Consider the following 13608-nt stretch of genomic DNA (forward strand, 5'->3'; position numbering starts at 1 on the left):
ACCTAGTGTAATTCTTATCAAAAGCATTTACTTACAATATATCCTTGGTGGAAGAGTTCCGGAGGCTGTCTCACTATTTATATCGATGATCAAGGCTGGATCACATGTATTGGGAAGTGGTGATACGATGAAAGCAATCATTATTGGCGCTGGTATCGGGGGGCTGAGCACAGCCATTGCCCTGCGCAAAATCGGGATGGATGTGAAGGTGTTCGAAAGCAAGCAGGAAGTGCGTTTTGCAGGTGCCGGGCTCGCCATTGGAGCAAATGCTGTTCGAGCTTTGAAACAGTTTGGTGCAGGCGATTCAGTCCTTCGGGATGGGAGGGTGTTGGATGAGCTTCGCATCCTTACGCCTTCAGGGAAAATCCTGCAGCGGACGGACACAGCCGTAATTAGCCACAAGTATGGACCTAATAATGTTACGATTGAGAGAGGAAAGCTCCTGGAGCTGCTTATGGGCGCCCTAGGTCCGGAGCAAATTGTCCACACAGGGAAGACTTGTTATCGTTTTGAACAAAATGACAACGGGGTCAAAGTATGGTTTGAAGATGGTTCAACGGAGGAAGGAGATTTACTGATCGGAGCGGACGGTGTTTACTCCACCATTCGCGAAAACCTGCTGCCGAATGCAAAACCACGATATGCAGGATACACTTGTTGGAGGGCGGTTGTGAAGGCCGGACCGGATTTGCGTGGTTATAATCCGAATGTATTTATAGAAACTTGGGGCCGCAGGGGCCGCTTCGGATTGGTTCCCTTGCCGGACAACCGGATCTATTGGTTCGCATGCGTGAATGCTAAAGCCCGGGATTCCCAATTAAAAGCCTTTACACCCCTGGACTTGATGAAGATTTTTGAAGGCTATCATGAACCGATTCCTCAAATACTAGCGCAAACCTCCAATCACCAATTGCTACACCATGATATTTACGATCTGCCGCCAATCCGCCGCTTTGCATTCGGACGTATTGTTTTACTAGGAGACGCGGCTCATGCCATGACACCCAACTTGGGGCAAGGGGCCGGGCAATCTATTGAAGACGCAGTCATCCTGGCAAGCCATTTGAAACGGAATTCCCCCATTAAAGAAGCTTTGGAAAGATATGAACAGGAACGAACCAGCCGTACCAGGCAAATTACAAGAATGTCGAAACGGATTGGAATGGTGGCCCAGTTGAATGAGCGCGTTTCTGTCGCTCTTCGTGATGCACTATTCCCGCTTATTCCAGACAGGGTGCTGGAAAAGCAGCTTCAGTTTCTATATGAAGTAGAGCTTAAGGGATTATTGTAAAGGATTTTTTTCGAGATAGTAAGGGGAACGTGCTTTAAAAATTAGCAATGGTCGTTGATGTGATTCTAGTAATTCCAGCCGAGCCGCTTGCTTTTTTCTTTGCTATCTCGATAAGTGCGTAAGTAAAGACAGTAGCATTTGAAAGAACATCCCTTTGTCTAGCATTAAGAAAAGCCATACTCCTTTTCGAGTATGGCTTCCTCTCGTGAATTCGGCTTCTATATTTTGGTCATTTTAGTGGCCTCACAGAACACTGAAAGCTGTTATGAAATTTTAAACTTTTTTATCAATGCCGCTAATTTGGTGCTGGACTCATTTAGCTCTATTGCAGATTGGGTGACTGAGCCTAACGCTCGTACCTGTTCATCAGTAGATGCACTAACCTGTTCAGATGAAGCTGCCGATTGTTCTGCAACGGATGCGATGCTTTGGATGGATGCTACAACATCATCTTTTAGCTCATTGATATTTGCTACATCCGCCTTTATTGTATCAATGGAATGTACGATATTATTAATGGTCTGGGAGATTTCATTAAAAGCAACTTCTGTATGGCTAACTGCTTCGTTTTGTAAATGAGAAATTTTTAGCGTCTGATCCATTTCCTTCACGACAGATTGGGTTTCGTTTTCAATGGAGGATATCGTGAGTTTAACCTGTTGTGCCGCTTTTGCCGACTGCTCCGCGAGTTTTCGAACTTCCTCTGCCACAACGGCAAAACCTCTTCCGCTATCACCAGCCCTTGCTGCCTCAATACTTGCATTTAAAGCAAGAAGATTGGTCTGTTCGGAAATTTCCGTTATGGAATGTATAACTTGTTCAATTTCTTGAACTTTTGATGCCAGCTTGTTAATGACATTGCCGACATTCTTAATGACCCCGTCACTTTCTCCGGTACTATGTCTAAGGGACTTCATTTGTTCAAGTCCTTGTTGATTTGTTTTCTCGGCTTGTCTTGATAGTCCTGTCATCTGATTCATGCTTTCCTGGACTCTTTCAATTTGAAGAGACAGGCTTACAGTACGATTATTTGCTTCTTCAGAATCCATAGCCTGCTGTGTGGCTCCTGTAGCTACCTCACCAATCGCTTTGGCAACTTCTTCACTTGCAGCGATGGTTTCTTCAGCTACTGCAGTTAGATTCGAAGCAGAATCATTAACACTTTCAACAGAATTTTCTACAGATGAAATTAAGGTGCGCATATTCTCAACCATCACATTGAAGTGTTCGGTAAGCTGGCCGGTTTCATCCTTGGAATTTGCCACTACATTAACGGTTAAGTCGCCTTGAGCAACCTTCTGGACCTGGCTATTCAACAAAGTAATCGGATTGGCTATACTTCTCGCCAGGAAATAGGTAATGGCAAGACTAGCGAAAACCGTCAATGAGGCTATGATTAGAATCAAGTTTCTTAGCTTTTGTGCACTTGCCAATAATTCGTTGGTTTCATACACCATTCCAATTTTCCAGTTTGTCTGGTCCAACGTTTGGAAAAATAACTGGTTTTCTGTGTTACTTTCCTCATATTTTGTAAAACCAGCATCCTTTTCTTTCAATACGGAGAAATATTGTTTCTTACTTAAATCCTTGCCCTGTTCTTTCGGATGGACAAGCACCATTCCATTACTGTCCAAAAGCAAGGAGTATCCTTTATATCCTACCGCAGTCTTATTAATCATTTCTGATAATCCAGATAGGCTCAAATCTAATCCTACAACTCCCAGCACTTCCTTCGATGCTGGATCTAAAACGGGTTTAACAACAGTAACCACGTATTCTCCCGAACTGGCATCCAGGTATGGCTCTGTCCAAAGGGCTTTATCTGGTGATTCAAGAGCAGCTGTATACCAAGGTCTTCCTGTAGGGTCAAAGTCCGTCGGTAAATCAATAACTGGAGTAGTTTTAAATTGTTTTGTTTCAGCCCCAACGTAAATAACAGCTACGTTTTGATTAAGTCCCATAAAATTCTCGAAATCATTACTCACGATAGGCCAATATGCTGCAATTCCTGTTTGTTCGTTTTGCTTCACTTCTTTTAAATATTCAACTATACGGTTATCTTTGCTGTAGCGGTCAATAGTACTGCCATAAAAGTTAAGATAAAGATCAATGTTGCTCTTTAAATTGTCGATTTGCGATGTTGAGCTCGTATTTACATTTGATAAAATTTCTCTTTTCGTTTGAAAATACGTTAGTGCTGAGACTCCTATTAGCGTGATCGCAATTAGCACGCTCATTGTAAGCATAATCTTGGTTTGAATTTTCTTGAACATCCTTCCGCCCCCTAGTCCCTCTTCAAAAACCACTTCTTGTTTATGTATCGGTACAAAAGGAAGAGAATTTATAATTTTAATACTTGAAAAATAATACAGTAATTTCTCGTTTAGGAATTTTCTACTTTCTGATCGTATTGCAAACATTTTAAAGCGGATTATCTAAAAATGGCTTCCTCACTATGTAATCCTTATTAATCGTTCTTCAAATTAAAATGTAGGGTGGACCATTTTCCACTAAGGATTTGCCGTTTCTGATGAGGGAGTAATGAGAAGAGGTAACGGATAAATCAGAATTGGTTTTAAGATTAACTTTGTTTCTTGACGGCAACCATTCCTATATCGCCACAAGTGGGACAAAGGAATTGCCCTTTGTCTCTTTTTATTTCCTTTTCCTCAGTTTTTCTTAGTACAATGTCATGCCTATGTTGGGGAAGGTTCTGCGGAAGGAACTGATGTTTACTGTGATTTTTTGATAAAGAGGTTTTTGTAAAGAAATCAGGTTTAGTTAGAGGAAAAATTGGGTAAAAAGACCTTGATTTTTAAATGGTTAAATCATCCTTTTAACCTATATTCAGGTAATGATATTTAATTAAAAAACGTTCTCAATTATAATGAAAAGTATGGAAAACTTCACCAACTCATTGGTGTTGTTTGTAAATTTTTTTAACGGGAAGTGAAGGTCCTTGTCTTCAAAAATTGTATTCAACATCAATGAAGTCAATAGTTCTGTTTCAGGCCTAAGTCATACAATCAGCAGGCTGCAAAGCATCGAGAATAGGGTTTCCGGAGTAGGAAGCAGCGTTGATCCACGAATTCTTGGACGCAATGGAATAAGCGGCCAGTTTCGGCGTGCTTCGGCGTCCTCAAACCGAATCGAAATGCATATGAAGCAGTTGAAGTCTTTTACCATTCAATCCGCCGATCGTTACGCAAATTCGGAAAACCGTGTGAATCGCCAGGCAGACGCTGTCAATAAGGCGATTGAGGCGGCAAGGAAACAGATTGATGGGCGTTTCGCCAGTGATTTATATGAAACGTACAATAATACGATAGGCAGGCTTGAAGATATCTTGCACGGTCTGCAATATTCTGCGGGTGCCGGGATTATGCATTTGCTAGGTTTCAGGTTTAAGAGAGGCAAAGACTTAAAGCATATTTTCCATGTTCTCGATGAACTTAAGTTTGGCAAGTTCAATATTCCAATGTCCAAATATATTTCCATGATTGAAGGATCAAGGGTGAATAATTTCCTGGCTAAAATGATGATCAAGCCTTCATCTGTGATATTTAAGAGTGGAGCCAAATTCTCAGAAGTGCTTTATAAAAGGGTGGCAAATTTTTATCCAGACGATCTGGTTTCCCTGACTGACAGCATGGCAGACTTAAGAAAGTCTTTAGCGCATTCAGGTACCTTCAGAGCAGGAATGGATGCGGTAAAGAGCCATGCAGGTACCGTTCTGAAAAGCGGATGGAAACTTGCAAGAGGAAATGCCTTATTAGCTGGGGTCATCACTGCCGGGTCAGAGGCGATTGGTGCGGGTATTAAAATAACTGAAAACTATTCGATCTACAGCGGCAACACTGAAAAGTTAAAAGAAGAAAATGCCAAGGTAGTTGGAAGGGCAGTATTCAAAACCGGTGTTGTAACAGCCACATCCCTCGGTGGCGCAGTAATTGGAGGAGCAGCCCTCAGCTTCCTTGGACCACCAGGTACGATGATTGGCGCGACTCTTGGCGGGATTGCCGGAAGCTGGGTCGGAGATAAAATTGCCGGATTCACTCCTTTGCAAAATGTTGTAGATAAAGTCTCAGTAAATTTCAAGGACTCTATTTATAAGGGGACAGAAGCAATCGCATCAGGAGTATCTAAAGTAAAAGATGGCTTCAACAGCGTAAAATCGCATGCATCAAATTTGTTGAGCAGTTCGAAATCATTTTTAGGATCTTTATCCTTTGGAAATTAGGTGGAATTAATGAATCATTTCTCTCTATCAATAGAAGAGTTAATTTACTGTTTTTATTCCGAAGGATTCTTTGAGCAGGGAAATGCCCTGAAGCAAGTCTACTTCGGTGATTTAGATGATGAAAAAATGGACCTCGTGCTTCAAGTATCGACACGTTCTCTTCTGGCTAAAAATTTGCTGCATTATAAAAAGCATAAGTTTGCGCTCGTGAATGAACTTGCCGATGTCATATCTGCCCTTAACCATTCCGATCAGTCCATCAAGTTATCCCGCCATGGAGAGGATGGGAGCGAGGAAACCGTCTCCTATCATGTAAGTGAAGGACAACTTTTTGAGCATTCTTTGAAATTTGATGAGCAGGTACATGTATTTAAAATGGTGACTTTGGAGCATGTGGTTTCATCCATTAGTGAGTTCTATCAAGTAGGCGAAAAGACGGCAGCTGAGGAGACAGGATTTTCTATTTCTCAGGAAGAATTCGAGATTATGCTGGATTCCCTTACTGATAATCAAAAATTATTCGAGCTTCCGAAGCTGGAGGGCGTCAAACAGCGATTCTATCAAACACTTAAAAAAACTTCGGGTAGACTTAACACAATGTTATTTCTGGAATATGGCAGGAATAATGAACCCGAAGCGAAGAATATGATTCTATTTACGAATGCACCACAAGAAAATTGGGTCATTGAAAAAGTGGATGAAGCATTTACTGTTATATGTGGCTGCCAGGAATTAATCAAGAAACTGGTACAAGAAAATTTGCAAGAAAAGGAAACAATGAATAATGGATAATAACGATAAAGTGATCCAGGAAGAACATAATATAAAAGTTTCAGAAGGAAAGGTCGAGATCCTCTACACAAATCCAGGTGCCGGTTGCATGGTATCGTCTGCGTTGTTTGGTACTTTGCTTTCCGCCTTTGTTCTGTTCGTTGTAGCGCCTGATTCAGGTTTCGTAAGAGGCTTTTTAAGTATCGTCATCGGACTGATCGGACTGATTTTTTCAGGCTCCATCTTACTCAAGCTCATAAGTGTCATCCTTTCAGGCAAGACATTATTAAGTATTGAGTCTGGGTTGTTAAAAGGTCGTAAAGATAGTGTTCGAATCAATGAGATCAAAGATATCAAGTGGGGCGGCGCCAGCTTAAAGTACCTTGTTGTCCAAACCACAAACAAAAAGAAAATCAAATTTCCTACTTATAACCTGGTAGGCGAAGAAAAAGTGAACCAGGTGATACAGGAATATCTAGTTCCTCTTGCCACACCTGAATTGAAGTCGAATTGGGAAAAGCGCATGGGCAATAAAGGGGCTTGAGTGTGAGACTTAGGGACGGTTCTCATGTCCCATCCGGGAGGCGAATTAAAGGAGTAAGAGGAAGAACCTTTCGCTCCTTTTTCGTCATTGTTTTTGGAATCGACTCTGCTTCCAAATTACTCGAAGAAAATGTCATAGACTCATTGGAAAAGGTGCCATATGGAAAATGAAATTCAAGAGAATAATATAAAAGTTTACGATGATCGAGTAGAGGTAGTTTACACCAGCGGGGGAGTCGGCTGCCTGCTTACTTCGGGTATTACCATGACATTGGCTGCCCTATTTATTTTATTCTACATAGTTCCAGATTCGAATATTGTCAGAGCGTTCATTGGGATCATCATTGGAGTGATTGGCTTATTGTTTTTCGGAACGATGCTGTTAAAGGTTTTAAGAGCAGTACTTACCGGGAAGGCAGTATACACAGTTCAGGATGGGTATTTCAAAGGGAAGAACAAGGCAGTTCGGATCGAGGAAATCACAGATATGAAATGGGCTGGCAGTTCGTTGAAGTATCTGGCAATCAAAACAACAAACAACAAGACCATCAAGTTATCTTCTTATAATCTCGTTCCTGAAGAAAAAGTGGACCAGGTGATCAATGATTATGTTATTCCATATGCGAACCCTGAATTTAAGGAGAACTGGATTAAGCGTATGGGCAATAGAGGCGCATAAATTTATTGAAGGCTGATATGTGTCTCCTAAATAATAAAAATACCAACTTGTAAGACAGCGGGTCCGCCCCGCTGTCTTTTATTATTTGGAAAATCTAATTGTAATTGTTATATATTGGTTTAAAATTATTAGTAGTAAATCATATGTAAGGTGAGGTTGGGTCATGGGTTTCCAAAAATGGCTTCGTATTTTATTGCCTGAGCTTCAATTGGTCGATTATGTGCAGGCAAAGGGGTTCAGGGGCAAGAAGCAGAAGTTGGGTGGACAGTCGCAGACGATGGTTCATCCTGGTGCCTTGAGGACGGAATCGGTAGGTGGGAGTCCGCAGCATGTTCCACATTCTGTTGGCGGTGTCGGGGAAGTAGTCAAGGATGCGAAGTATGGTATGAAACAGATGGGCTTGAACCGGTCCAATGAAGAGTTGGATACGATTTTTGCTGAGATCAAGAAGGAACTGAATAGCAGGATTTTGCGCCAGGGAGCATTCATTGATGAGCTGCTGGTCTCTTATAAGAAAGCCTTTTTTAAGAGAGAGAAAGGCAAGGTTCAAAATACGATCCTGCTGGCAGGACCAACGGGAACGGGCAAGTATACGACATTGCAGTTGCTGGTCGATCAGCTTTATAAGAAAAAACTTGTGCCTTATAAACGGGTGGCGACGATTGATTTGCGGAATTATACCGAGGAGGACATTCACAGCAATTTCGTCCTGGATTGTTCGGCGGCCTTTGAATACGGAATTGGGACGGTTTGTTTCATAGGGTTGGAGAAGGCGAATGCTGAGGTTCTTAAGTATGTTTCTAGGCTGGTCCAGCAGGGTTATTTCCGGACATCAAACAGTCTTATGGTGGATGCCTCCAATTATTTTCTTGTATTTTACAGTGATGTCGATTTGAAAGAGGAAGTGCACGGACAGCTTCCTGCTGAAGTAGCGAATAAAATTCCTGCTCCTATTTTAAAAGGAATACAATCCTATGCGATTTCAGCACCGCTGATGCCTGCCGATGTCGAGGCTATTTTAAGAGGGAAGCTTCAGGCAGCTGCCCGCAGGCTCGAAAGCCAGACACAATTGAATGTTTCATTTGAGCCAGGTGTTTTCACTGGTTTGGTTGAACGGATTATGGTGACGAAGAAATATGGTGAAGCGATCGAGAGTCTGGTAGAGAAGGATTTTTATCAGGGGCTGGTCGATTTAAGGTCGAGAGGAACTTTATTGGCCGGGGACTTCGTCCAGATTCAGCTGCAGCAGGATGATTTGCTGGCTGTAAAAGGGCAGCAAAGCTTCTTATTAAAATCAATTCCAATGGTGGAAGAGGAAAAAATAGAAGACCTGCTTGAAGAGCTTAACCGCTTGACTGGTTTGCATAGCGTAAAAAGAGCGATTCATGAACTGCTGGAGACGGTGAAGGCAGAGAAGATGAGGCAGGATGCCGGGTACAAGACGGCTGGTAAAATGGCGATACATATGGTGTTCACCGGGAATCCGGGGACGGGCAAAACAACGGTTGCGCGGCTCGTTTCACGGATTTTAAAAGCGATGGGCTTGCTTTCACAGGGGCAATTGGTAGAGGCATCAAGACAGGACTTGGTAGGAGAATATCTTGGGTCCACGGCACCTAAAACCAATGCGGCTATTGAGCGCTCTCTTGGCGGGGTACTATTCATTGATGAAGCCTATTCCTTGTCGAGAAACAAGCAGGATCCGTTCGGGATGGAAGCAATTGATACATTGGTAAAGGGAATGGAGGACCACCGGGACAATCTGGTGCTGGTGCTGGCAGGGTACACCAATGAGATGGAGGATTTCCTGAGAATGAATCCAGGCCTACAATCGCGGTTTCCCTATATCATCGAGTTCCCGGATTACACTTCCGAAGAGATGTATGAGATTTTGGAAGGAATGGCGAAGGCGAAGGACTTTACGATTGATACTGGCATTAAGGAGCAGCTCCTTGAGTTATTTGATTCCAAGCAGATTTCCGGACGTAATGATGCCGGAAACGGACGTCTTGTCCGCAATATATTGGAGGATGCTATCAGGAAACAGGCAGTGCGCCTGAACCAGGAAACCGGTGCTAAAGATTATAAGCTTTTAACAGCTTTGGATTTCGGTATTGCCGAGCGGCCACAATTCGAACTGGAGCCGGCATTTGAAAACATCATCGGCCTCGATAATGTAAAGGATTTTATCAGAAGCCTTGAAAAACAAATCCGTGCCAATGAAAAGCGGAAAAAAGCTGGAGTCCTGACAGAACAGTCACAAACTTTGAATATCGTCTTTTCCGGGAATCCAGGGACAGGAAAGACAACGATGGCCCGAATGCTTGCCGAGATGCTGAAGTCGATGGGGCTGTTGAAAATAGGCCATTTGATCGAAGTGGACCGGAGCAATCTCGTGGCAGAATATATGGGACAGACAGCGGTTAAAACGACCGAAGTTGTCCAGTCTGCATTAGGCGGAGTGTTATTTATCGATGAAGCTTACAGTCTGGTAGAAGAAGGCGTACAGGGAGGCGGCTTTGGCAAAGAAGCGATTGATACCCTTGTCAGATTGATTGAAAATCATCGGAACGACCTGGTAGTGATTTTGGCTGGGTACACCGATGAAATGGAGAAGTTTTTACGAAGCAATCCGGGGCTAGGTTCTCGTTTTCCATTGAAGATTGAGTTCCCTGATTATACAGCGGAACAGCTTACTAAGATAACGGATATCCAGGCAAAAGCAAAGGGATTCAATCTCGATGGAGATGCTCAGCAGGCGTTGACTCCGTTTTATGAGAAAAAGCAGATTCCTGGGAAAAATGACAGCGGCAATGGGCGTCTGGTGAGAAATACGCTGGAGTCGGCGATTCGGAACCAGGCAGTCAGAATCGTTGAGGCTGAGGTTGTCAGCCCAGAAGAATTGAATCTGTTGACCATTGCTGATTTTGGATTGCTGGAACACCAGCCGAAAGTGAATGCGTTAAAAGAATTGGATGCAGTCATCGGTCTGGATGAGGTTAAAACATTCGTCCGTCAGCTAACCGCGCAGATTGAAGTGGCGAATAAAAGGAAAGCGATGGGACTGCCGGATATGGGTGCGCAATCTCTGCATATGGTTTTCAAAGGCAACCCTGGAACCGGAAAAACAACGATCGCCAGGATTCTTGCCCGCAGGCTGAAGGAGCTGGGGGTGATCAAGCTGGATCACATCGTGGAAACGGACCGTTCCGGACTTGTGGCTGGATATGTTGGCCAAACGGCTCTTAAAACACGTGAAGTTCTCGAAAAGGCGCTGGGCGGAATTTTATTCATCGATGAAGCCTATGCTCTTATGGGTGACGGTCAGGACTTTGGACAGGAAGCGATTGATACAGTAGTTAAGTTCATGGACGATCACCGTGAGAATTTAATTGTGATTTTAGCAGGTTATGAGGAAGATATGGAACAGCTGCTGGATTCGAATGCAGGCTTGCGTTCAAGATTCCCGAATGTGATTACCTTCCCGGATTATTCAGTTGATGAGCTGGTGGAAATCTCGATTCGTATCCTGAAGCCTAAAGGCTATGAGTTGAGTCCTGACGGAGCAGAGGCTCTCAAGGGAATATTTGAACGGGTTGAAGGCGGAGCTTCTTCGGGTAATGGCCGTCTGGCGAGGAATATCTGTGAAGCAGCAATCCGCCAGCACGCGCTGAGGCTGAGCGAAATTGAAGAGCCAACCATAGAGGATTTAACGTTGCTGAAGCGTGAGGACTTTTTACAAGCCGGGGGTGTTGCAAGATGAAAAAGATCATCAAATTTTTATGGGCTCTGTTTTTTTACGTTTTTCTTTTTCCAGTCACGATCCTGGTCATTGTCTTTGGGCCGCTGATGACCTTTACGGATCTTCTTGACGTTTATAAACTGGGGGCGCCAAGACTTGGGATGGGCTTAGGTGTGATTGCTTTTCTGGGATTCATTCTCTTTTTATCGATGAAGTACCATTCTTTAAGTTGGATCTATCGCAAGTTCCCTGTGCTCCTGCCGTTCTTCCAGATGTGTTTCGTCAGTTTTATCGTCATGGATCTTAGCCTGACCTTCGCAAACCTCTGGGCAGACACGATGATCATTGGGAAAACTGTTGCCATCGGCTTATCAGTGCTCACCATTTTGGCCGGAAGAGCCTTTCTATCGTATTGGTATTATAAGTATCCAATCAGCTATAAGATGGTTCGTTAAGGAGGAACAGCGATGTTGAAAAGAACGAAGAAAGACCTTGTGCATGATATCGACCATCAAACAGGGTTCGATGAGGAAGAACAGCAGCCGGAGGTTATCTATCACGAACATAGCCATAGAAAGCCTGTTTTCTTTGGAACTATTTTAGCAGTGGTATTGGCGACAGGCTTAAGCATGTTATTAGGGAGCTACACTTCAGAAGGAAGCGCGGAGGAAGTTGTAGCCAACCGGATCAGCAAGTCTACACTAGCGGGTGAAACGCCTTTTACAGATGAGTCGAATGCGGGAATCACCGCAAAAGACTTCGAGGTCACTGTTGGGGACTCAGGTGGCGACGCGAAAATGCTGATCTGGGATTTTAACAGTGAAGACCACGATGAAGTCCAGATCCTTGTGAATGGGCAGCCGCTAAAAGAAAAGCTCATACTTGCCCACAATCCTGCAGCCATCTCGATTCCCGTTCCAAGCACCGTGACGGTAAAGGGATTGAAGGACAATGGAGGCGGCATATCATACGCTGTCAAATTCCCGAATGATAAAGTGACTTACTATAATGTCGTAAGCGTGAATGCGGGGAATACTTATACTGTTAAACCGTTGTAGATAGCAGGAGGGACGATTCGATGAATCGTCCCTTTCGTATAATCTCAAAGGCATGGGGATGGTTATTTGTGGACACCATCTCTCTGTCCTGTTATTCCTTCTCTTTACTTCCCCACCAACCTTTTTTCCGAAAGTATAAGGCAATGGATAAACCAGTTACAAGCATTAAAACTAGCGCGTAAAGATAGCCGTAATCCCACTTCAACTCTGGAATGATTTCAAAGTTCATCCCGTATAGACCGGCTAAAAAGGTCATTGGCAGGAATATGACACTGACGAGAGTCAATGTTTTCATGATTGTATTGGAGTGATCGGCTTTAAGTGTCATCTGTAGATTAAAAATGCTGTTAAGGCTTTCTTTAAAGGTGTCGAGTGCGTTAATGATTCGGGCATAATTATTGTTAAGATTTCTTATGAAAAATCCAGATTCCTCATTAGTGAAAGGGAATTTTTCTGAACTAATCGTTTCCATTATATCTTCCTGTGCCTCCATGGTCTGCCTTAATTCATGCAGGGTTGCTTTCCACCGATATACACTTCTGGCAATTTTATTTTCAAAAGGATCTTTAAAAACCTTTTTCTCCAAGCTTTGAATTTCATCCGCAATTTGATCGATCATTTCTAAATCCTGAGATATGGTTTGGTCAAGGATATGGAACAGAATCATTCCAATGTGAGACATCTTTTGGGGATTTTCAAGGAATGGCTGCTCTAAGTTATTTACTAAACAAAGGTCCTTTTCAACCTTTGACACTACATAATTATGGCCGATCAAGACTGTAATTTTAACTCGGGTATAATCCTGCTGAATCGCCATTAGAGAAATAATGGCCTCATTCTTAAAAACATCGATCTTTGGAATATCGCTAAATTCCTGTAATTCTTTCAATGCCAAAGGGTGAATGTTCAAGCTTTTGATAAAGTGTTCAAATTGATGGGCATTCGATGGATGAAAATGAATCCATGCAATATCTTCCCTGGAAGCAGGAAGAGAGATGTCATCTTTTTTTGTAACGGACTTATTCTTTGTTGAGTATATGAGCATCTATATTTGTCTCCTAATATGGATTTATCCTTATTTTGTGTTGTTAGAGGAATATTTATTTTTCAAAGATGATGGGATGGGGAAAGTTCTCATGTTTATTTAATAGCGAAAAATTATTAAGCTTCAAAAAAAGTTCATTCTTTTCTCACACTTGCAGAATATGATTAATGATATTTTGAATCATTAATAAAGGAGTTTGAAAAAGTGGAAACAGTAAAAACAAAAGCAAACCCACGATT

At 42.7% G+C, this 13608-nt stretch carries 10 protein-coding genes; 8 read left to right on the plus strand and 2 right to left on the minus strand.

What is annotated here, in order from left to right:
- Positions 1 to 127: 127 nt before the first annotated feature.
- Complete coding sequence (locus RH061_RS02805; protein WP_311073786.1) at positions 128 to 1291, plus strand: FAD-dependent monooxygenase; 1164 nt, start codon at positions 128 to 130, stop codon at positions 1289 to 1291.
- Positions 1292 to 1554: 263 nt separating this feature from the next.
- On the opposite strand, the gene RH061_RS02810 is transcribed toward RH061_RS02805, so the two are convergent.
- Positions 1555 to 3564, minus strand: a complete 2010-nt coding sequence (locus RH061_RS02810) for a methyl-accepting chemotaxis protein (RefSeq protein ID WP_311073787.1) — start codon at positions 3562 to 3564, stop codon at positions 1555 to 1557.
- A gap of 686 nt (positions 3565 to 4250) precedes the next feature.
- On the opposite strand from RH061_RS02810, the gene RH061_RS02815 reads away from it, so the two are divergent.
- From RH061_RS02815 to RH061_RS02845, 7 genes are all read left to right on the plus strand, one after another.
- On the plus strand, positions 4251 to 5531 hold the full coding sequence (locus RH061_RS02815) for a hypothetical protein (RefSeq protein WP_311073788.1): 1281 nt from the start codon (positions 4251 to 4253) through the stop codon (positions 5529 to 5531).
- Between the two features lie 9 nt (positions 5532 to 5540).
- Complete coding sequence (locus RH061_RS02820) at positions 5541 to 6323, plus strand: hypothetical protein (RefSeq protein WP_311073789.1); 783 nt, start codon at positions 5541 to 5543, stop codon at positions 6321 to 6323.
- Positions 6316 to 6846, plus strand: a complete 531-nt coding sequence (locus RH061_RS02825) for a DUF5381 family protein (RefSeq protein ID WP_311073790.1) — start codon at positions 6316 to 6318, stop codon at positions 6844 to 6846. Before RH061_RS02820 ends, RH061_RS02825 begins: the two co-directional genes overlap by 8 nt.
- A 159-nt stretch (positions 6847 to 7005) precedes the next feature.
- Entirely contained in the window at positions 7006 to 7524 is a 519-nt protein-coding gene (locus RH061_RS02830) for a DUF5381 family protein (protein WP_311073791.1), read from the plus strand.
- A gap of 163 nt (positions 7525 to 7687) precedes the next feature.
- Entirely contained in the window at positions 7688 to 11287 is a 3600-nt protein-coding gene (locus tag RH061_RS02835; RefSeq protein ID WP_311073792.1) for an AAA family ATPase, read from the plus strand.
- Entirely contained in the window at positions 11284 to 11721 is a 438-nt protein-coding gene (locus RH061_RS02840) for a hypothetical protein (protein ID WP_311073793.1), read from the plus strand. The genes RH061_RS02835 and RH061_RS02840 overlap by 4 nt, the downstream gene beginning before the upstream one ends.
- A 12-nt stretch (positions 11722 to 11733) precedes the next feature.
- Complete coding sequence (locus tag RH061_RS02845; protein ID WP_311073795.1) at positions 11734 to 12324, plus strand: hypothetical protein; 591 nt, start codon at positions 11734 to 11736, stop codon at positions 12322 to 12324.
- A 91-nt stretch (positions 12325 to 12415) separates the two neighbouring features.
- On the opposite strand, the gene RH061_RS02850 is transcribed toward RH061_RS02845, so the two are convergent.
- Entirely contained in the window at positions 12416 to 13369 is a 954-nt protein-coding gene (locus RH061_RS02850) for a magnesium transporter CorA family protein (protein WP_311073796.1), read from the minus strand.
- Positions 13370 to 13608: the final 239 nt, after the last annotated feature.

Origin of the sequence: Mesobacillus jeotgali (genome assembly GCF_031759225.1) — a bacterium.
Taxonomy (GTDB): domain Bacteria; phylum Bacillota; class Bacilli; order Bacillales; family Cytobacillaceae; genus Mesobacillus; species Mesobacillus jeotgali_B.